This window comes from Amycolatopsis palatopharyngis (assembly GCF_003385185.1).
GTDB lineage: Bacteria > Actinomycetota > Actinomycetes > Mycobacteriales > Pseudonocardiaceae > Amycolatopsis > Amycolatopsis palatopharyngis.
This window is the reverse complement of record NZ_PQHZ01000002.1, coordinates 195,047-215,979: the sequence shown is the minus strand read 5'-3', so window position 1 is coordinate 215,979 and position 20,933 is coordinate 195,047. Positions and strand designations below refer to the sequence as shown.

Below are 20,933 nucleotides of genomic sequence, written 5' to 3'. Positions count from 1 at the left end.
ACCCCCTCGGCACGAAACGCGGTCCCGTGGCCCGGCATCATCGCACCGCGGCGGTGATGCCCTCCACGGCGAAGTACAGGAAGAACACCAGTGCCAGCGAGCCGAGTATCCAGCCCACCTCACCCAGCCTGCGCTTGGCCACCTTGATCAGTACGAAGGAAACCAGTCCCGCGCCGATACCGTTGGTGATCGAGTAGGTGAAGGGGATTATCGCGATCGTCAGGAACACCGGGATCGCGAAGTCCATGTCCTGCCACGGGACCTTGGCGCACTGCGCCATCATCATCCCGCCGATCACCACGAGCGCGGGGGCGGCGGCCTGCGCCGGCACTACCGCGGCGATCGGGGTGAGGAACAGGGTCGCGGTGAACAGGCCACCGGTGACCACACTCGCCACACCTGTCCTCGCCCCTTCACCGACACCTGCCGCCGACTCGAGGAAGACGGTGTTCGGTGAGGAACCAGTGACGCCGCCGGCCAGTGCGCCGAACCCGTCGACCATCAGGATCCGGCCCATTCCCTGTACCCGGCCGTTCCGGACCAGCCCGGCCTCCTCCGACACGCTGGTGATCGTCCCCATCGCGTCGAAGAACCCGGACAGAACCAGGGTGAACAGGAACACGGTCGCGGTGACCGCCCCGGCCGAGGCGAACCCGCCGAACAGGTCCACCTGCCCCAGCAACCCGAAGTCCGGGCTGGCCACCAGGTGATCCGGAATGGACGGTTCCACCAGACCCCATCCACTCACCGCGAAGATCTCGTTGACCGCCACGGCGAGCACGGTGGCGGCAGCGATGCTGATCAGCACCGCACCGGCCACTCCCCGGCTCACCAGCACGACCATCAGCAGCAGGCCGATACAGAACACCGCGATCGGCCAGCCGATCAGGTGCCCGCCCTCGCCCATCCGGACCGGTACGGTCGAATTCGCCGAGTCCGGCGTCCTGGTCACGAACCCGGCACTGACCAGGCCCACCAGGGCGATGTAGAGACCGATACCGACGGTGATAGCGGTCTTCAACGGCATCGGTATCGCGTTGATGATCTTCTCGCGAATGCCCGAGACAGCCATCAGCACGATGCAGACACCTTCCAGCACCACGAGCCCGAACGCCTGTGCCCAGGTCATCGTGGGAGCGAGCTGGAAGGCGACGATGCCGTTGACGCCGAGTCCCGCGGCGAGCGCGAGCGGGGCGTTGCCGACGATGCCCATCAGGATCGTGGTGACGCCCGCGGCCAGAGCGGTCGCGGTGGTGATCTCCTCGGTGGTCAGCCTGGCACCGGTGATGTCGGCCGACGCCCCGAGGATGAGCGGGTTGAGCAGCACGATGTAGCACATGGCGACGAAGGTGGTGATTCCTCCACGCACCTCTCGGCCAAACGTACTGCCCCTGACAGATACCTTGAAATAGCGGTCGATGGCCGAAGCTCGTCCTCGCCCGGGTTCGGGCGGTTGATGCGGCCGTTGCGTGCGCAGCTCGGTCACGGCAGTCCTCCACGTCGTTGTGGCCTGGATTCTGGGCGTGCTGCATCGCCAGCCCTGCCGGAGCCGGGCTGTCGCGCGGGTGATCTGGTGCGGTTCGCGTGCGGTGGCGCGAGCGGTCAGTACTCGCGCTTGTCCGGCTTCTCCTGCCACGCGGTGAACGGGGCGATATGCCCCAACTGCTCTGTTGTGGACAGCTGGCCGACCGGCATCGGCCATTGCTCCCTCGGCTTACCGAAGAGGTCGTAGAACTCGCGATCGTCGAAGCCGGCCGCCGCGGCGTCGTCGCGGTCCGCGCCGTAGAGCACCCGGTCCACCCGGGCCCACAGCGCGGCCGAGAGACACAGCGGACACGGTTCACAGGAAGAGACGAGTACACAACCGTTCAGCCGGAAGTCTCCGACGGCGGCACAGGCGGCGCGGATGGCGACCACCTCGGCGTGCGCCGTCGGGTCCAGTGTGGAGGTCACCTCGTTGGTGCCGGTGGCGATGACCCGCCCGCCGGACACGACGACGGCACCGAAAGGTCCACCGCCCTTTGCCACGCTGGCCGTGGCGAGCCGCACCGCCTCGTCGAGCCATTCCCGCTCGGCGGACTGGGTACTGGGCAGGCTTACACCCATGGATGTGCTCCTTGCTCTGCTGGGATCTGGTCTGTTCTGGTTCCGGCCGCTGCCGCTCATTACGCGCCGTCGAGTCCGGTGATGTGCTCGGGTCGAACCGGCACCCTGGGCAGCGCCCTGCCGGTGGCCGCCCTGATCGCGGCGACGATGGCTGGGGTGGAAGAGATCGTCGGTGGCTCGCCGACACCACGCAGTCCGTACGGGGCGTGCGGGTCGGCCCGTTCCAGTACGTCGATGTCCATCGGTGGCATGTCGAGCACCGTCGGGATCAGGTAGTCGGTGAAGGACGGGTTGCGGATGACCCCGTCCTTGATCTGGATCTCCTCCATCACGGCGAGACCAAGCCCCTGTGCGGACCCGCCCTGGATCTGACCGAGGACCGCCTGCGGATTCATCGCTTTGCCGACATCCTGCGCGCAGTCCAGCGCGATCACCTTCACCAGACCCAGCTCCGTGTCCACGTCGACCACGGCCCGGTGGGCGGCGAAGCCGTACTGCACGTGGGCGTCGCCCTGCCCGGTCTCCGGGTCGAGTTCGCGGGTGGGCCGGTGCCGCCACTCGACCGTCTCGTCGAGCACCTCCGAGCCGAGCACCTCGGCCAGTTCGGCCAGGACGGCACCCTGCGAGTTGACCAGCTTTCCCCCGGTGACGTCGAGTTCGCCACCACCCTCGCCGAACTCCGCCCTGGCACGGGCGAACAGCCCGGTGCGGACCGCGAGGCAGGCGGCTCGCACGGCACCTCCGGTGACATAGGTCTGCCTGGAGGCCGAGGTGGAGCCCGCGTTCCCGATCGTGGTGTCCATCGGCTGGATCGTCACCTGTTCCACACCGAGTTCGGTACGCACGATCTGCTGCATGACGGTCACCAGGCCCTGCCCGACCTCGCATGCGGCGGTGTGGACGGTGGCGGCCGGCTCCCCGCCGACCACCTCCAACCGCACCCGTGCCGTGGAGTAGTCGTCGAAGCTCTCCGAGAAGCAGATGTTCTTGATGCCGACCGCGTAGCCGACCCCGCGTACCACTCCCTCGCCGTGCGTGGTGTTGGAAACCCCGCCTGGCATGCGGCGCAGGTCCACGGTGCCCACCGATTCTCGTGTGTCCGAGTCTGCTGTCGACGATTCGGCGGGCAGCGGCTTGCGCTGCACCCTGCGCAGGAGTTCTTCGACCGGGGCCGCGGAGTCGACCACCTGTCCGGTGGGCATCACCGTGCCCTCGCTCATGGCATTACGCACCCGGACCTCGACCGGGTCGAGTCCACAGGCAGCAGCCAGACGATCCATCTGCGACTCGTACGCGAACGCGGCCTGCACCGCACCGAAACCTCGCATGGCACCGCAGGGCGGGTTGTTCGTGTAGACACCCCAGCAGTCCACGGTGACGTTCGGAACGTCGTAGGGCCCCACACCGAGAGTCGCCGCGTTGGCGACCACCGCGCCGGTGGAGGAGGCGTATGCGCCACCGTCGAGGAAGATCCGGGCCTTGACGTAGCGCAGCCGCCCATCGGCGTCCGCGCCGTGCTCGTAGTGCAACGTCGCCGGATGCCGGTGCACGTGGCCGTAGAAGGACTCCTCGCGGTTGTAGACCATCTTCACCGGTTTCCCGGTGTGCAGGGCCAGCAGGCAGGCGTGCACCTGGATGGAAAGGTCCTCGCGGCCACCGAAAGCGCCACCGACCCCGCCGAGAGTGAGGCGGACCTTCTCCGCGGGCAGCCCGAGCGCCGCGACGATCTGCTGCTGGTCCACGTGCAGCCACTGCGTCGCGACGTACAGGTCGACGCCGCCGTCCTCGGCGGGCACCGCCATTCCCGACTCCGGCCCGAGGAACGCCTGGTCCTGCATCCCCACCTCGTAGGAGCCGGTCACCACGACGTCCGCCTCGACGCTCTGCTCTCCCCTGCGGATCGGCACGTGGCGTACGACGTTGCCGCCGGGATGCAGGTCAGGGCCCTCCTCGTCGGTGACCGCCCGCTCGGCGTCGGTCACCGGCTCGAGCACCTCGTAGGAAACCTGGATCCGTTCCATCGCCCTGCGAGCGGTCTCCGGATGATCGGCGGCCACGATCGCCACCGGCTCCCCCTGGTACCTGACGACCTCGGCGGCGAGCACCGGCTGGTCGGGATGTTCCAGCCCGTACCGATTGACCCCGGGGACGTCCTCGTGGGTCAGCACGGCGTACACACCGGGCACGGCCAGCGCCTTACTGATGTCGATTCCGCCGATGCGGGCGTAGGGATGCGGACTGCGCAGCGTCGCGCCCCACAGCATGTCCTCGTGCCAGAGGTCGGATGAGTAGGCGAACTCACCCCGAACCTTGATCACACCGTCCGGCCGTTGTGGACTTCCGCCGATACCGCTCGCGGTGTTCGTCGCGGTGTCAGTCTGGGTGGGCGCGTTCATGTCCCCTGCCTCATTCGACGGCGGGCCGCACATCGCTTGGTGCCGTACCCGATCTGGTCACGGTGACAGTCGCTCATTCCGACTCCCTAGACGTTGCCAGCCGCGCGCTCGCGGCGCGCAGCTCGTTGCTGATCACGGACTCGTCCACGGTGCGCAGTTCTCCTTCGGCGACGACGGTCTCCCCACCGACCAGCAGCAGCGCCAGCGGCGGGAGCGTGCCGAGCACGAGTGCGGCAACCGGGTCGGCGATTCCGCTGTGTGCCAGCCCATCGAGGCGCCAGACGGCGAGATCGGCGAGCTTGCCCGGCTCCAGCGAGCCCAGTTCGCGTTCCCTGCCGAGGCACCGCGCTCCGCCCATGGTGCCCAGCCGCAGTGCCTCGCGGACGGTGAGCGCGCTCGGCCCGCCACGCTGGCGTGCCTGCAGCAGCGCCTGGTGCAGTTCCTCCCCGAGCCCGCCGGACTCGTTCGAGGCCGCGCCGTCGACGCCTAGCCCCACCGGTGCCCCGGCGTCGAGCAGATCGCGGACCGGTGCGATTCCGGTGCCCAGCCTGCCGTTGGAGGTGGGGCAGTGCGCCGAGCCGGTACCGGTGGCGCCGAGCCGCAGGATCGCGTCCGGTGCCAGGTGCACGGTGTGCGCGAGCCAGACGTCCGGGCCGAGCCAGCCGAGTTTCTCGGCGTACTCGGCAGGCGAACAACCGTTCTCCGCGCGGCACTGCCGTTCCTCGTCAAGGGTCTCGGCAAGGTGGGTGTGCAGGCGGACGCCATGGGCGCGGGCCAGTTCGGCGGCGCCGGTCATCAACCGCTCAGTGACCGAGAACGGCGAACACGGGCCAACCGCGATCCGGACCCTGGCGGTGGGCTCCGGATCGTGCCAGGTGCTGATTGCCCGCTCCGTGCCGAGCAGGGCGCTCTCTGTGTCCTCGACCAGGTTGTCCGGCGGTAGTCCGCCGTCGGACTCCCCCCGGTCCATCGATCCGCGCACCAGGTGAGCGCGCACCCCGATCCGGTGCGTCGCCGAAACCAGCGCGTCGAGCTGGTCGCCGCCATCTGACGGAAAGACGTAATGGTGATCGGCAACGGTGGTGCAACCGGTCGTGGCGAGCCGGGCGAGTCCGGCGGACGCCGCGGTATGCGTGATCTCGGCGTCCAGCCCACCCCACACCGGGTACAGCTCGACCAGCCACTCGAACAGTGTGGAGTCGGCCGCGAGCCCCCTGGTCGCCCACTGGTAGAGATGATGGTGGGTGTTCACCAGGCCCGGGGTGACCAGGCAGCCGCCGGCATCGACGCGCCGGTCGGCGGCACCGGGTGCGGGTCCTGGACCGACCGAGACGATCCGGTCGTCCTCGACGAGCACGTGGCCCGACGGGTACTCCGTGTCCTGATCGTCCACAGTGCAAACGGCGGCGTTCTCGATCGCGACGCGGGTCACGACTTACCCGCCTTCTCCGCCGCCGCATGGCGGACGGCGTCCAGGATCTTCTCGTACCCGGTACAGCGGCAGAGGTTGCCGGCCAGTGCCTCGCGAATCTCCTCGTCGGCCGGTTCGGGCACGCGGTTCAGCAGATCGTGCGCCGCCACCACCAGTCCCGGTGTGCAGAAGCCGCACTGCACGGCGCCACAATCTACAAAGGACTGCTGCACCGGATCGAGGCGGTCCCCCTCGGCCAGCCCCTCGACCGTGCGTACCTCTCGCCCCCGCACCTGCCCCGCAGCGACCAGACAGGAGCACACCGGAACCTCGTCCAGATACACCGTGCACGAGCCGCACTCGCCCTGTTCGCAGGCGTTCTTCGAGCCGGGGAGGCCGAGCCGCTCGCGCAACACGTACAGCAGGCTCTCGCCCTCCCAGACGTCGTCAGCCTGCCTGGTCTCACCGTTGACCGTCACGTTCACGCGCATGCTCTGCCTCCAGTTTGGAATTCCGACCAGGCCCAGCCGAGCGTGCGCCTGGCGAGAACGCTCAGTGCGTGTTTGCGGTAGTCCGCGCTGCCGCGCACGTCGTCGATGGGATTCGCGGCGGCTGCGACGAGCTCACCGAAGCGTCTGCGCACGGAGTCGGAAATACCGGCGCGGGTCTCCCACAAACCCGAGGCGGTGAGTTCACCGGTGAGGAACTCCTCCGCTTCGGAAGCGTGGCGCGGTGTCGGTGCGGCGGAGCCGACGGCCGCGGCCACCCTGGCCTCATCCGGGTGCAGGGCGATCGCGAAGGAACACACCGCGATGACCATCGCGTTGCGGGTGCCCACCTTCGCGAACTGTTGTGGGCCGGCTGTTGCGGGCAGGTGCACCGCGGTGATCAACTCGTCCGGCTCCAACGCATGCCGCTTCACCCCGAGGTAGAACTGCTCGGCGGGGACAAGCCTGGTCCCCCTTGTCGATGCCGCCTCCACCTTCGCGCCCGCGACCAGCAGCACCGGGTGTGTATCGCCCGCGGGCGAGGCCGCACCGAGGTTGCCGCCGACGGTCCCCCTGTTGCGGATCTGCGGGGAGCCGACCGTCCTCGACGCCATCGCCAGCGCGGGCAGCGTGGCACCGAGTTCGTCGATCACCCTCGTGTAGGGCACCCCGGATCCGAGCCGGATGAGCCCATCGGTCTGCTCCCACTCGGCCAGTTCGCCGATCCCGGTGAGATCGAGCAGCGTCTCCGGACGTCGATGGTCGAAGTTGAGTTCGACCATCACGTCCGTGCCGCCCGCGATCGGCACCGCGTCCGGCCGTTCGGCCTTGACGGCGAGTGCCTCGCCGAGTGTGGCGGGACGGAGAAACTCCACCGTTGCTCCCCTTCGTCGGGTTCGCACTTTCCCGGGAAAGTGCGGTTCAGGAGGTCGCACTTTCCCGGGAAAGCGCCGGTCCGGCTGGTGTGTGACCTGCTGCACAAGTAGACACAGTCGGACCCGCACCCGGCAACGGCGCCGCAGTATGAAACCGCGGCTGGTCAAGGCCCTTCCCTTTGTGCTTTTCTACAAACCTGATGACGCCGGTGCGAACGCTGCTCGAGATCCCCGAACTCCGGCTGCGGCTGCGCAGCGGGGCCACACTGCTGGACCGGGAGGTCAGCCGGATCTACGGGACCGAACTCCCGGACCCCAGCCGCTACCTCTCTGCGGGTGAACTCGTGCTCACCGGGCTGCTCTGGTGGCGCGACGAAGACGACGCTGAACCGTTCGTCAGCGCCCTGGCCGACGCGGGCGCCACCGCCCTCGCGGCGTCCGGCGCGGACACGGATGGGATTCCCACCGAACTCGTGCGCGCGTGCGAGCGGCACCGCATCCCGCTGCTCGAGGTGCCACCCGATCTGTCGTTCGCCGTCATCACCGAACGGGTGGTGCTCGCGCTGGCCGGCGACCGCGAGGACAGTCCCGGTGCGCGCAAACGGTTGCTGTCGGCGGCGACCGAGCACGCGTCACTTCCCGAGCTGCTGCGGCACGGGGCCGCCGAACTGGACGCACCGTGCTGGGTGCTGTCGGCCACCGGCCGGATCGTGGCGTCCGGCGGCCCGGAACCGCTCGACGCGACCTCCGCCGCACGAGCGTTTGTCGAGGCGGGCGGTCGCACGGTCGTCCAGAATGGACTCACGTCGCTACCGCTCGGCGACCGCTCGCCCCTGCCCTGGCTGCTGGTCGTGGGAGGCGACCGGGCCGACCGGCCACCCGCGCGGGCCGCGGTCGCGGAGGAACTCGCGAGTCTGGTGGCGCTGGATCGCTCCCGGAGCGAGCAGATCCGCGGGGTCACCGACCGGCTGGCCGCGCCTTTGCTCCGTCTGGTCGGCGGGGCCGCGCTGAGTGAAGGCGAACTCTCCGGCGGTCTCGGCGCCACCGGGCTGACCACGGACACGGCACTGCGGGTCCTGCTGCTCCGCGCACCGGAACCGGTGCGCGGACTCGGCGTGCAACTGCTGGTGGAGCTGCTCGCCGAGCACCCCGGCCGGTCGTTCGTCGGCGAGCTCACCCAGCAAGGCGATCAGGCGTGCGCGCTGGTCGAGGCGGACGAGTGGCCGCAGGACTGGGCGGAGACGGCGACCGCGGCACTGTCGGCTGTGGAACCGCTGCTACGCGGGGGCCAGGTCCTGGTCGGCATCGGTGGTCCGGCCACGATCGCCGGTTTGCGCGGGGCGAGCGAGGAGGCCCGCCACGCGTTGGCGCTGGCAGCGCGAGGCACCGACCGGATCGCCGTGGTTTCGGGTGAGCAGATCGGCACGCACCAACTGCTGCTCGCCGGAGTGGCCGACGAGCTGAGGCACTCCGTCCGCAGGCGGACGCTCGGCCCGCTACTCGCCTACGACGAGGCCCAGCAGGGCGATCTCGTCCGCACGGTGCGGGTGTTTCTGGAGTGCTCCGGTTCCCCTGGCGCGGCGGCGAAGGCGTTGCATGTGCACGTCAACACGCTGCGCTACCGCATCACACGGGCCAGCGAGCTGCTCGGCAAGGACCTCACCGACTTCCCCACGCAGGTGGACGTCTACCTCGCGCTGTGCATCTCCGACCGGGAGGCGTAGGCGTCGAGATCGTTCCTGCCCAGGTTGGTGGCCTCGGCGACCTCTGCGGGATCGAACGCACCACAGTCCAGACCGCGGACGAGGAAGCGCGCCAGTGCCTGTGCCGTGGCCGGCTCGTCGAGGACGCCACCGCCTGCCTGCTCCGCGTACGCCCGCAATCGTTGTGCCGCAGCGGAAAAGCCGTCGCGGAAGAACCCGTAGGTGGCCGCGAACCGGCTCGGGAGCTGATGCGGATGTAGATCCCAGCCCTGGTAAAAGCCGTTGCCGAGGCTGCGTCGCACCAGCCGGACGTGCTCTGCCCACCCGGCGTGCACGTCCACTGCCGCACCGACTGGAAGCCTGTTAGTGGAGCCGTCGGACAGCCGCACCCCCGTACCCGCGGCGGCGACCTGCATGAACGCCTTCGCGAAGTCCGCGGCCGAATGGTCCATACGCTGATCCGCCGCGCTGATGCCAAGAGCCGCGCTGTAGTCGTAGGTGCCGTAGTGCAGACCGGTGCATCGGCCCTGGGCCGCACGGAGCACGGCAGCGACGGCGACCGTGCCGTCCGGGGTGAGGATCGACTGCGGTGTCTCGATCTGCACCTCGAACCGTAGTGCCCCTTCAGCCAGCGAGTGTGCCTGTTCGAGCGCGGCCAGCACCTCTACGGCCGCGACCACCTGTGCCACGGCCGTCACCTTGGGCAGGGTCACCACGAACCCGTCCGGCAGACCCGAATCCCGCAGCAGTCCCTCGAGGAAGAGGTCCAGTGTGCGAATGCCGCGATGGCGGGTGGCCGCCTCGAAGCTCTTGAACCGGATTCCGGTGAACGGCGGCGCCGACCCGGCAGCGACCAGCCCGGCGAGGACGCGTCCCGCGTCCCGAGCCGCGGAGTCCTCCTCCTCGTCGGGCCGATTGCCGTAGCCGTCCTCGAAGTCGATCCGCAAATCCTCGACAGGCTCGGCGCGCAGCTTCTCCCGCACCCGCTCGGCCACGGCCGCGTCCATGGCCAGCCCGTCGCCGTGCTGCTCCAGCACGTCGCGGGCCTGCGCGCCCCACTTCTCGACCACGTCGGCCGAGAAGTGGGGCGCGGGCACATAGACGGTGTGTACCGGCTGGCGCCCTGCTGGCTCACCGGGATACAGCGCGGCCACCTGGGCGTCCGCCTCCGCGAGGCGGGCGTCGGCGGCCGCGTAAACGCTGTGCGGGAGCCGGCCTGCCGGTGCCACCTACTGGATCCGCTCGTAGGCGGCCAGTGTCAGGAAGTCGACGTACTCCTCGGCCAGAGCGACCTGCTCGAACAGCTCGACGGCCGGTTCGAGCAACTCGGCCGGGACCTCACCGGCGAGTTCCTTGTGCACGTCCTCGATCACCGAGCGGACCACCGGCTCGGTGACCTTCTCACCGTTGTCGAGCTCGGTGCCGTTGCGCACCCACTGCCAGACCTGCGAGCGGGAGATCTCCGCGGTGGCGGCGTCCTCCATCAGGTTGTGGATACCGGCCGCACCATTGCCGCCCAGCCAGGACGCGAGGTAGCGAATGCCGACGTCAACGGCCGCACGCAGCCCGGCCGCGGTCGCGCTGCCCTCGGTGGAGGCGACGTCGAGCAGCTGCGCTGCGGTCACCTGCACGTCCTCGCGGGTCCGATCGAGCTGGTTCGGCTTGTCGCCGAGGACCCGGTCGAACTCCTCGCGGCAGATGTCGACCATGCCGGGGTGCGCCACCCAGGAACCGTCGAAACCGTCACCGGCCTCGCGGCTCTTGTCGTCGCGCACCTTGGCGAGCGCCTTCTCCGTGACCTCGGGGTCGCGCCGGTTCGGGATGAACGCGGCCATGCCGCCGATCGCGAAGGCGCCGCGCTTGTGGCAGGTCCGCACCAGCAGCTCGGTGTACGCGCGCATGAACGGCGCGGTCATGGTCACGCTGTTGCGGTCCGGCAGCACGAACTTCTCGCCCGCGTCGCGGAAGTACTTGATCACGCTGAACAGGTAGTCCCAGCGACCGGCGTTCAGCCCGGAGGCGTGCTCGCGCAGCTCGTAGAGGATCTCCTCCATCTCGAACGCCGCGGGGATCGTCTCGATCAGCACGGTGGCCCTGATCGTGCCGTGGTCGATGCCCAGCTCGGCCTCGGCGTGGCTGAACACGTCGTTCCACAGCCGCGCCTCGAGGTGGCTCTCCATCTTCGGCAGGTAGAAGTACGGACCTGCGTCGTTCGCCAGCAGGGCGCGGACGTTGTGGAAGAAGTAGAGGCCGAAGTCGACCAGCGCACCGACGGCCCTGCGCCCACCGAAGGTCAGGTTCCGCTCGTCGAGATGCCAGCCACGGGGGCGGACCACGATCGTGGCGTGCTCCACGTCGTCGCGCAGCTGGTAGCTCTTGCCCTCCGGGGTGGTGAGCTCGACCGTCTTGCGCACCGCGTCGTGCAGGTTCACCTGCCCGGACACCACGTTGTCCCAGTGCGGGGTGTTGGCGTCCTCGAGGTCGGCGAGCCAGACCTTGGCGCCGGAGTTGAGGGCGTTGATCGTCATCTTGCGGTCGGTCGGGCCGGTGATCTCCACCCGCCGGTCACGCAGCGCGGGCGGGGCCTCGGCCACCTGCCAGTCCGACTCGCGGACCTCGCGTGTCTCGGGCAGGAAGTCCAGCTTCCCGGTGCGCGCGGCCTCCTCACGCTTATGGGTGCGCGCCTGGAGCAGCTCGTCGCGCCGGGCGGCGAACTTGTCGTGCAGATCGGCAAGGAACTGCAGCGCCTCGGGCGTCAGGATCTCGTCGCCGCGCTCCACCGAGCCGCCCAGCACCTGCACTTCGGACATGCGAACACCCCACTGTGACTTTTCAAAAAGACGTCCATACGTTTTTACATCTCGGACTATAGTTTCTGCATAGCGGAAGCTCAACGGCGGTGTGATATCAACAGCGTTGTGACGAAGGGAGCAGCCTGTGGCGCCGCAGAAGTCCACCCGTGACGGTAGTACCGGCGTTCAGTCCCTGCAGCGGGCGTTTGAGCTGCTCGAGCACCTGGCCGACACCGGCGGCGAGGCGAGTCTTTCCGAGCTCGCGTCGACATCGGGGCTGCCGATGCCCACCATCCACCGACTGATCCGCACACTGGTGGCCCTGGGATATGTGCGGCAGAACACCAACCGGCGCTACGCGCTGGGCGCACGACTGATCCGGCTCGGGGAGAACGCGAGCCTGCAGTTCGGCAGCTGGGCGCGCCCGTTGCTGACCGAACTGGTCGACGAGGTCGGCGAGACCGCGAACCTGGCCGTGCTGGAGCGCGACGAGGTGGTGTACGTCGCGCAGGTGCCTTCACGGCACTCGATGCGGATGTTCACCGAGGTCGGCCGCAGGCTGTTGCCGCACGGCACAGGGGTCGGCAAGGCGATCCTGTCCGTGCTGCCGCCGGAGCAGACTCGGGCGCTGCTCGCCCGCACCGGCATGCCCGCGTACACCGAGCACACCTTCACCGAGCCGGACACACTGCTGCGCCATCTCGCCACCGTCGCGAAGCAGGGGTACGCCCTGGACGAGAGCGAGCAGGAGCTGGGCGTGCGCTGTGTCGCGGTGCCGATCGACGGGGCGCCGACACCCGCCGCAGTTTCGGTGTCCGGCCCGGAGGGCAGGCTCACCAAGGAGGCTGTCAGCCGGATCGCCCCGGTGGTGCAGCGCATCGCCAGAGACCTTTCGGCCCAGCTGGGCACGGACGCCGCCAGCGCGTAGCGATCCGGATTCGCTCAGCCGAGCAGGGCGTCCACGAACGCGGCGGGCTCGAACGGCGCGAGGTCGTCGGGCCCCTCGCCGAGGCCGACCAGCTTGACCGGGACACCGAGCTCACGCTGCACCTGGAAGACGATGCCGCCCTTGGCCGTGCCGTCGAGCTTGGTCAGCACGATGCCGGTCACGTTCACGACCTCGGCGAACACCCGCGCCTGCGCGAGCCCGTTCTGTCCGGTGGTGGCGTCGAGTACCAGCAGCACCTCGTCCACCTCGGCCTGCTTCTCCACCACCCGCTTGACCTTGCCGAGCTCGTCCATCAGGCCGGTCTTCGTGTGCAACCGGCCCGCGGTGTCGATCAGCACGGCATCAACGCCGGTGTCGATACCGCGTTTGACGGCGTCGTAGGCCACGGCGGCGGGATCGGCACCTTCCTTGCCCCGGACAACCTCGGCGCCGACGCGCTCCGACCAGGTCTGCAACTGCTCCGCGGCCGCGGCACGGAACGTGTCGGCCGCACCAAGCAGCACCTGCCTGCCCTGGACCACGAGCACGCGGGCCAGCTTGCCGGTCGTGGTGGTCTTGCCGGTGCCGTTCACGCCGGCGATCAGGACGACCGCAGGACGCTTCCCTTCGGGGCCGCCGGTGTGCGGAAGCGCGCGCACCGAGCGGTCGTCGTCGCGGCCGAGCGCGTCGGTGAGGACGTCCTTGAGCACGACGCGTGCCTGTTCGGAGCTGCGTACCCCACGACTGGACAGTTCGGTGCGCAGCTTCTCGACGATCTCGGTGGTGGTCGCGGAACCGAGGTCGGCGATCAGCAGCGTGTCCTCGACGTCCTGCCAGGAATCCTCGTCGAGGTCGCCCGCGCCGAGCAGGCCGAGCAGGCCCTGCCCGAGAGAGGAACGTGATTTGGACAGCCTGCCGCGCAGGCGTTCGATCCGCCCGCTCGCGGGCTCGATCTCCTCCACGGGCTCCGTGGGCCCAGCGGGCTCGGTGAGCTCAGTGGGCTCTGCGGGAGCAGCGGGCGGCTCCACCTCGGTGGACGCCGGCGGCGCGGGTTGAGCAGGTACTGCGGGCGGTGCCGGCTCAGCCGCCTCGACGGTGGCCGGATCCTGTGTCGCCGTATCGTCGGACGCCGGTTCCTGCTCGACCTGGTCCGGCAGGCCCACGTCGACGATGCCACGGCGGGGCGCGTCCCTCGGCACGGAGGCGTCGTCGCCGACGCCGGGCTGTCCGTCGACCTCGGTGCGATCCCCCGCGGGGTGCGGTGGCGCGGCGGGAGGGGCGGTGTCCTCCTCGGTGGCGCGTTCGGTTCCCCCCGGAGCGAGACTGATCCCGCCGCCCGCCTGGTACCCGCCGCCCTTCGGCTTCTCCCGCTCGGGGCGGTCCGGCTCATCGAGGCTGATCTTGCGCTTACGGGCGATCGTCAGCCCTGCGACAAGGGCGATCGCGAGCAGCACGACGACCGCGACAATGATCCAGAACCACAGGTTGCTCGACACGCGGCCATCCTCGCATCCGACCGGCGCGGGAGCAGGATGCCCCCAATGTGGCATTGGGGAACTCCAACGTCCCGAATGCCGCATTGGGGAACTCCAACGTCCCCAATGCCACATTGGGGAACTTCCCCGACACGCCAAGTGAACGCGTAACTCCTTGCAACTCTTTTCGGACAAAAATCAACGAAACATCTTGTGCTACGACGGGGCGGTGGACTAGACCACATCTCGTGACGAACCCCGATGAAGGCCTGCGGGTCGTCGGACTCATCTCCGGCACCTCCATCGACGGCATCGACGTGGCGGCCGCCGAGTTCCGGGCCGACGGCGAAGAGCTGATCCTCGTTCCGCTCGGCTGCCTCGAAATCGACTATCCGGAACAGCTGCGGGACGACCTGCTCGCCGCCCTTCCTCCCGCCGCCAGCAGCGTCGAGCGACTCACCCGGCTCGACACCGAGGTAGGCCAGGCCTTCGCCGCGGCCGCCCGCACCGGGATCGACCAGCTCGCCGGTGGACACGCCGACCTGGTGGCCTCACTGGGACAGACGGTGTTCCACTGGGTCGAGGACGGTTCGGCCAAGGGCACACTGCAACTCGGCCAGCCCGCATGGATCGCCGAGCGAACCGGACTGCCGGTGGTCGCGGATCTCCGGGCCCGGGATGTCGCCGCGGGCGGCCACGGCGCACCGCTGGCCAGCACACTCGACTCGCTCTGGCTGCGCCCGCTCGTGGACGAGACCGGGCGCGCGGGGGCGGCGGTGAACGTCGGCGGCATCGCGAACATCACCGTGGTCACCGCCGAGGGTGAGACCCTGGCTTACGACACCGGTCCCGGAAACGCCCTGCTCGATCTCGCCGCGGCGCGGGTCAGCGGTGGCAGCCTGCGCAGCGACCTCGACGGTGCACTCGCCGCGCGCGGCCAGGTGCGCACGGACCTGCTGGATCGCCTGCTGAGCGATCCTTACTATCTCGCGCCGCCGCCCAAGTCCACCGGCAAGGAGCATTTCCACCAGTCGTACCTGGACGAGGCATTGGCCGGACTGCCAAGCGTCGGCGACCACGATCTGCTCGCAACCCTCACCGAGCTGACCGCGACCACGATCGCCGCGGCCTGCAGGGAACACAAGGTGGACACGGTCGTCTGCTCCGGCGGCGGCGTCGCCAACCCGATCCTGTTGGCGGCCGTGCGCGCCGCCCTCGACGGGAGCACGGTGACCACCAGTGGCGAGATCGGCCTCTCCAGCGCGGGCAAGGAGGCCTACCTGACGGCTCTGCTGGGATGGCTGACCTGGCAGGGACTTCCGGCGAACGTACCGGGCGCCACCGGCGCTCGCGGCACACGGCTGCTGGGCAGCATCACTCCCGGCGCGGACGCCCTTCGCCTCCCACAGCCACGACAGACGGCAATCAGCCGCTTGCGGGTAGCGGCCGATCCCACGGACACGGTAGGAGATAGCCATGCGCGCCCTTGACCTCGCGATCATCGTGGTGTTCCTGGTGGGAACACCACTACTCGGCATAGCAATCGCCGGGAAACAGCAGTCCTCCTCCGATTACTTCGTGGGCAGCAGGAAGGTTCCCTGGTGGGCGGTCACCTTCTCGGTGGTCGCCACCGAGACGTCCACGCTGACCGTGATCAGCGTGCCGACCGTGGCCTACCTCGGCAACATCACCTACCTCCAGCTGGCCATCGGTTATCTGATCGGCCGGGTACTGGTGGCGTTCGTGCTGTTGCCCAAGTACTACGCGGGCGACCTGGTCAGCGCGTACGGGTTCCTCGGCAAACGGTTCGGCAGCAGCATGCAGGGCACGGCATCGGTGACCTTCCTGGTCACCAGGCTGCTCGCCGACGGAGTCCGGCTCTTCGCGACCGCGATCCCCGTCAAGGTGATGCTGGCTGTGTTCGGAGTGGACGCGCCGTACTGGATCATCGTCGCGGCGATCGCGCTCATGGCGGTCATCTACACCACCCTCGGCGGGATCAAGGCCGTCATCTGGATCGACGTCATCCAGATGGGCATCTACGTCCTCGGCGCGGTGTTCGCCCTGGTGATCCTGACCGGGAAGCTGCCGGACGGCTGGCTCGGCGCCGCGTTCGACGCGGGCAAGTTCCAGCTCTTCGACTTCTCCTCCGACGTCGTCACATCGCACTACGCCTTCATCACGGCGGTGGTCGGTGGCGCACTGTTCGCCATGGCCTCACACGGCGCGGACCAGCTGATGGTGCAGCGACTGCTGGCCTGCCGCAACGTCAAGGAAAGCCAGAAGGCCATCATCGCCAGCGGTGTCGTGGTGTTCTTCCAGTTCGCCCTGTTCCTCGTCGTCGGCACGGCGCTGTGGTCGTTCTACAAGGGACTGGCACCCGCGGACATGGGGATGGAGGCCAGCGACGAACTCTTCCCCACGTTCATCGTCAACGAGCTGCCTTCCGGTCTCTCCGGACTGCTGGTCGCCGGCATCCTGGCCGCCGCGATGAGCACGATCTCGTCCTCGCTGAACTCGCTGTCCACCTCCACGGTCAGCGACCTGTACCAGCGCTTCTCCAAGCGCAAGCTGGCGGACAGCGCGATCCTGAAGCACGCGAGGGTGTGGACCGTGGTCTGGGCGTTCGTCTTCATCGGGTTCGCGTCGCTGTTCACCACGACCGAGCAGCCCGTGGTCGAGCTTGGCCTGAGCATCGCCAGCTACACCTACGGCGCACTGCTGGGCGCGTTCTTCCTCGGCATGCTGGTGAAGCGGGCGAGGGAGGCCGACGCGATCGTGGCCTTCCTGTCGACCGTCGTCGTGGTCGCCGTGTTCATCCTCGGCGTGGAGTTCACTGTGGATGGTGAACAGAAGACACTGGCGTTCCCGTGGTATGTACCGCTCGGCGTGATCGTGTCGCTGGTCGTCGGCGGGCTGCTGTCGCTGCGCCACCCCAAGGACACCCCGGATCCGACCCAGCCTGAGCAAGCCCGCGCCGCCTGATCCACCGCGCACCCCCTCGCGCTTTCCCGGGAAAGTGCGATGGGGTGCGCGTCGCACTTTCCCGGGAAAGTGCGAGGGGGGTTGAAGACCTCAGGCGGGAGCGGGTTCGGGCTCCGGTTCGATGACCACGCCGTCATTGCGCAGGCGCTGGGAGATCACCTTGGTGATGCCGTCCCCCTGCATGCTCACGCCGTACAACGCGTCGGCGATCTCCATCGTCGGCTTCTGGTGGGTGATGATGATGAGCTGCGAGCTCTGCCTGAGCTGCTCCAGCAAGCCGATGAGCCTGCGCATGTTCGTGTCGTCCAGCGCGGCCTCGACCTCGTCCATCACGTAGAACGGCGAAGGGCGAGCTCGGAAGATCGCCACCAGCATCGCGACCGCGACCAGCGACTTCTCCCCGCCGGAGAGCAGCGAGAGCCGCTTCACCTTCTTGCCAGGGGGGCGAGCCTCGACGTCGACGCCGGTGGCAAGCAGGTCGTTCGGCTCGGTCAGCACCATGCGCCCCTCGCCGCCGGGGAACAGAACCGAGAAGACGATCTCGAACTCCCGCGCGACGTCCTCGTAGGCACCCGCGAACACCTCGAGGATCTTGTCGTCGACCTCCTTGATGACGGTCAGCAGATCCTTGCGGGTCGCCTTCAGGTCCTCCAGCTGCGTGGACAGGAACTTGTACCGTTCCTCCAGCGCGGCGAACTCCTCCAGCGCCAGCGGGTTGACCTTGCCCAGCAGGGCCAGGTCCTTCTCCGCCCGCTTCGCGCGCCGGGTCTGCGTATCGCGGTCGTACGGAATCGGCTGCGGGGCCATGACGGTCTCCCCGCGCTCCTTCGCGGCTTCGTACTCGGCCATCTCGCCCGCACCGGGGGGCACCGGGACATCCGGGCCGTACTCCGCGATCAGGTCGTCGAGTCCCATGCCGAAGTCCTCGGCGATCTTGGTCTCCAACTGCTCCAGCCGCAGCCGTTGCTCGGCCCGCAGCACCTCGTCACGGTGCACGGCGTCGGTCAGCTTCTCCAGCTCACCGGACAGTTCCCTGACCTTGCTCCGCACCTGGCTCAGCGCCGACTCCCGCCGCAGCCGCTGGCTCTGGATCTCGTCGCGCTCGGCGGCGGCACGCTGCAGTGACACCTCGATGCGCTCGAGTGCGGTCTCCCCGCCGTTCACCACGGCCGCGGCGATCTCGGCGCCACGAGCCCGAGCGATCCTGGCCTTCTCCGCCCGCTCCCGTGCCTGCTGCTCGGCCTGCGCGGCGCGGCGCAGCGCATCGGCCCTGCCGGCGATACCCCTCGCCCGTTCCTCCGCGGTGCGCAGCGCCAGCCTGGCGTCGACCTCCTCCTGGCGCACGGTGGCCAGCGCACCGGCCGCCTCGTCCCGCTCACTGGTGTCGGGATCCTCGTCGACCGGCTGCTCGGCGACCGCGGCGAGTCGCTCCTCCAGCTCACCGAGCTGCTCCAGCGCCTGCTCCCGGCTTTGCTCGACCTTCATGCGCTGGCTACGCAACCGCTCCACATCGGCCTCGGCCGAGCGGGCGGCCTGCTGCATCCGGCTCAGTCGCTCGGAGGAGCGCGCCTTGCGCACCTTGGCCTCGCTCAGCGCTTCCTTGGCCTGGCCGACCTCGTCCCTGCGGTCCTGCTGTTCGGCGCGAGCGCCCTCCAGTTCGGCGGCCGTGCGTTCCAGCAGCCGTTCCGCGGCCAGCATGCGGTCCTGCGCCTCGTCGACGGCGGCCTGCACCTCGATGACGCTCTCGCTGCGAGCCGATCCACCGACCGCCCAGTTCGCGCCGTAAACATCACCGTCCTGGGTGACGGTGCTCAGTTCCGGGTGGGCGAGGACCAAGTCCTGTGCCCGCTCCAGAGTGTCCACAATGACCACCCGATCCAGCGCACGCTCGACGGCGGGGCGCAACGCCTCGGGTGCCGTGACCACCTCCCTGGCCCAGCGCGCCCCGGTAGGCAGCGCGGGCCAGGTGGCAGTGTCCACTGTGTACTGCTGTGCGGCGGGCAGAACGCCCGCGCGACCGGACTCGTTGTCCTTCAGGTACTTCAGCGCCGCGACCGCGTCGTCGCCCGCGCTGACAGCCACCGCGTCGGCGACCGGGCCCAGGGCCGCGGCCAGCGCGACCTCGTAACCGGCGTCCACTGTGAGCAGTGCGGCGACCGAGCCGATCAGGCCGGGCAGGTCGTCGGCCGCCCCGAGCAGCGCACCGGCGCCGTCCTTGCGTTTGAGGCCCATGGACAGTGCGTCCACCCTGGCCTTCTCGGACGCGATCTCCCGCTCCGCGGTCCGCTCCGCCAGGACAAGTTCCTCAACCCTGGCCTTGGCGGCTTCGTTGGCCCGCACCGCCCGGTCATGGCGATCCTGCAGGTCCGCGTCGTCGGACTCCTCGACCCCGCCCTCCGCGCGGGCCTGCTCGAGTTCCTCGGCGGCCTCCTCGGCGCGCGCGGAGGCCTCCTCGATACCCATGGTGAGGCGGTCGATCTCCTCCGCTGTCGCACCTGTCTTACTGCGCAGCGCCTCCACCTGGCCGGTCAGCTTCGCCAGACCCTCCCTGCGGTCGGCGATGGCACGGACGGCGGCCATATGGGCCTTCTCCGCGGCCTGTACCTCGCGCTCCAGCTGCTCCCGGCTCTGCACGGTGGCCGACAACATCGACCGGGCCTCGGTGACCACATCGGTCAGCTCTCGCTCCCGCTCGGCCACCCGATCGGCCTCGGCGAGCATCTCCTCGGGGTCGCGTCCAGCCGTACCGGTTTCCACCTCGCTGGACAGGTGCCGCTGGCGCTCCACCGCCAATCGCACGGTGCCGCGCAGCCGCTCGGCTAGCGCGGAGAGCTTGTACCAGGTGTCCTGGGCCGCGGTGAGCTTCGGCGCGTCCTCGGCCAGCGACGCCTCGAGGTCGGTCTGCTCCGAGGTCACCACCTCCAGAGCCTGCTCCACCTCAGCCCGCCGAGCCCGCGCCGCGTTCTCGTCGGCTTCCTCCCTGGCCAGCTCGGTCCGCTGGGTCACGAGGTCGTCGGCGTGCAGCCGCAGCCGGGAGTCCCGCAGCTCGGACTGCACGGCCTGCGCCTTGCGCGCGATCTCGGCCTGCTTGCCCAGCGGTTTGAGCTGCCTGCGCAGCTCGGTAGTGAGATCACCGAGGCGGTCGAGGTTCGCCTGCATGCCGTTGAGCTTGCGCAGCGCCTTTTCCTTGCGCTTGCGGTGCTTCAGCACCCCGGCGGCCTCCTCGATGAAGGCCCTGCGCTCCTCCGGCTTGGCCTCGAGGATCTGCGAGAGCTGCCCCTGCCCGACGATCACGTGCATCTCCCGGCCGATACCGGAGTCGGACAGTAGTTCCTGCACGTCGAGCAGCCTGCAGTTGCTGCCGTTGATCTCGTATTCGCTGGCGCCGTCCCGGAACATGCGCCGGGTGATGGAGACCTCGGCGTAGTCGATCGGCAACGCACCGTCGGAGTTGTCGATCGTCAGCGTGACCTCGGCGCGGCCCAGCGGAGCCCGGCCCGCGGTACCGGCGAAGATGACGTCCTCCATCTTGCCGCCGCGCAGGTCCTTCGCCCCCTGGGTACCCATGACCCAGCGCAGGGCGTCGAGGACGTTCGACTTACCCGATCCGTTGGGGCCGACGACACAGGTGATGCCCGGCTCGAAACGCAGGGTGGTCGCCGAGGCGAAGGACTTGAAGCCCCTGAGCGTCAAGCTTTTCAGGTGCACTTGGTGCTGACCTCTCCGCTGCCGGTTCGCAAAGTTCGGTGTCGGCGGAGTTTACCCGCCAGGCCC

14 protein-coding genes are annotated in these 20,933 nt (G+C 69.1%); 4 read left to right on the top strand and 10 right to left on the bottom strand.

Annotation, left to right across the window (positions count from 1 at the left end):
• Nucleotides 1-37: 37 nt before the first annotated feature.
• The 6 genes from D0C15_RS02325 to D0C15_RS02300 form a co-directional block, all read right to left on the bottom strand.
• The gene (locus D0C15_RS02325) at nucleotides 38-1,486 is read right to left on the bottom strand and encodes an NCS2 family permease (protein WP_116040636.1); all 1,449 of its coding nucleotides are present in this window, start codon (nucleotides 1,484-1,486) and stop codon (nucleotides 38-40) included.
• A gap of 116 nt (nucleotides 1,487-1,602) precedes the next feature.
• Complete coding sequence (locus D0C15_RS02320; protein WP_116040637.1) at nucleotides 1,603-2,106, bottom strand: nucleoside deaminase; 504 nt, start codon at nucleotides 2,104-2,106, stop codon at nucleotides 1,603-1,605.
• Nucleotides 2,107-2,165: 59 nt separating this feature from the next.
• A complete protein-coding gene (pucD, locus tag D0C15_RS02315) occupies nucleotides 2,166-4,502 on the bottom strand; it encodes a xanthine dehydrogenase subunit D (protein WP_116040638.1) in 2,337 nt (778 codons plus the stop codon).
• Between the two features lie 73 nt (nucleotides 4,503-4,575).
• Nucleotides 4,576-5,934: an 8-oxoguanine deaminase gene (locus D0C15_RS02310; RefSeq protein WP_116040639.1), complete on the bottom strand. Its 1,359-nt coding sequence runs from the start codon at nucleotides 5,932-5,934 to the stop codon at nucleotides 4,576-4,578.
• Entirely contained in the window at nucleotides 5,931-6,404 is a 474-nt protein-coding gene (locus D0C15_RS02305; protein ID WP_116040640.1) for a (2Fe-2S)-binding protein, read from the bottom strand. The genes D0C15_RS02310 and D0C15_RS02305 overlap by 4 nt, the downstream gene beginning before the upstream one ends.
• Nucleotides 6,395-7,276, bottom strand: coding sequence for an FAD binding domain-containing protein (locus D0C15_RS02300; RefSeq protein ID WP_116040641.1), 882 nt, complete (start codon nucleotides 7,274-7,276; stop codon nucleotides 6,395-6,397). The genes D0C15_RS02305 and D0C15_RS02300 overlap by 10 nt, the downstream gene beginning before the upstream one ends.
• Before the next feature lie 200 nt (nucleotides 7,277-7,476).
• On the opposite strand from D0C15_RS02300, the gene D0C15_RS02295 reads away from it, so the two are divergent.
• The gene (locus tag D0C15_RS02295; RefSeq protein WP_116040642.1) at nucleotides 7,477-9,000 is read left to right on the top strand and encodes a PucR family transcriptional regulator; all 1,524 of its coding nucleotides are present in this window, start codon (nucleotides 7,477-7,479) and stop codon (nucleotides 8,998-9,000) included.
• Here the strand turns inward: D0C15_RS02295 and D0C15_RS02290 are convergent.
• A complete protein-coding gene (locus D0C15_RS02290; protein ID WP_116040643.1) occupies nucleotides 8,964-10,208 on the bottom strand; it encodes a DUF6986 family protein in 1,245 nt (414 codons plus the stop codon). The two genes, D0C15_RS02295 and D0C15_RS02290, sit on opposite strands and share 37 nt — an antisense overlap.
• Complete coding sequence (aceB, locus tag D0C15_RS02285; RefSeq protein WP_116040644.1) at nucleotides 10,209-11,789, bottom strand: malate synthase A; 1,581 nt, start codon at nucleotides 11,787-11,789, stop codon at nucleotides 10,209-10,211. It abuts the gene before it with no gap.
• A gap of 127 nt (nucleotides 11,790-11,916) precedes the next feature.
• On the opposite strand from aceB, the gene D0C15_RS02280 reads away from it, so the two are divergent.
• Nucleotides 11,917-12,699, top strand: coding sequence for an IclR family transcriptional regulator (locus tag D0C15_RS02280; protein ID WP_116040645.1), 783 nt, complete (start codon nucleotides 11,917-11,919; stop codon nucleotides 12,697-12,699).
• A gap of 14 nt (nucleotides 12,700-12,713) precedes the next feature.
• Here the strand turns inward: D0C15_RS02280 and ftsY are convergent, their stop codons facing one another.
• A complete protein-coding gene (ftsY, locus tag D0C15_RS02275; RefSeq protein ID WP_116040646.1) occupies nucleotides 12,714-14,195 on the bottom strand; it encodes a signal recognition particle-docking protein FtsY in 1,482 nt (493 codons plus the stop codon).
• Nucleotides 14,196-14,422: 227 nt separating this feature from the next.
• Between ftsY and D0C15_RS02270 the strand changes: the two genes are divergently transcribed.
• Together D0C15_RS02270 and D0C15_RS02265 are read left to right on the top strand one after the other, a co-directional pair.
• Nucleotides 14,423-15,664: an anhydro-N-acetylmuramic acid kinase gene (locus D0C15_RS02270; protein ID WP_116040647.1), complete on the top strand. Its 1,242-nt coding sequence runs from the start codon at nucleotides 14,423-14,425 to the stop codon at nucleotides 15,662-15,664.
• On the top strand, nucleotides 15,651-17,159 hold the full coding sequence (locus D0C15_RS02265) for a sodium:solute symporter (RefSeq protein ID WP_116040648.1): 1,509 nt from the start codon (nucleotides 15,651-15,653) through the stop codon (nucleotides 17,157-17,159). The genes D0C15_RS02270 and D0C15_RS02265 overlap by 14 nt, the downstream gene beginning before the upstream one ends.
• Before the next feature lie 90 nt (nucleotides 17,160-17,249).
• Here D0C15_RS02265 and smc read toward each other — a convergent pair whose 3' ends face one another.
• Nucleotides 17,250-20,867, bottom strand: coding sequence for a chromosome segregation protein SMC (gene smc, locus D0C15_RS02260; protein ID WP_116040649.1), 3,618 nt, complete (start codon nucleotides 20,865-20,867; stop codon nucleotides 17,250-17,252).
• Between the last annotated feature and the right edge of the window lie 66 nt (nucleotides 20,868-20,933).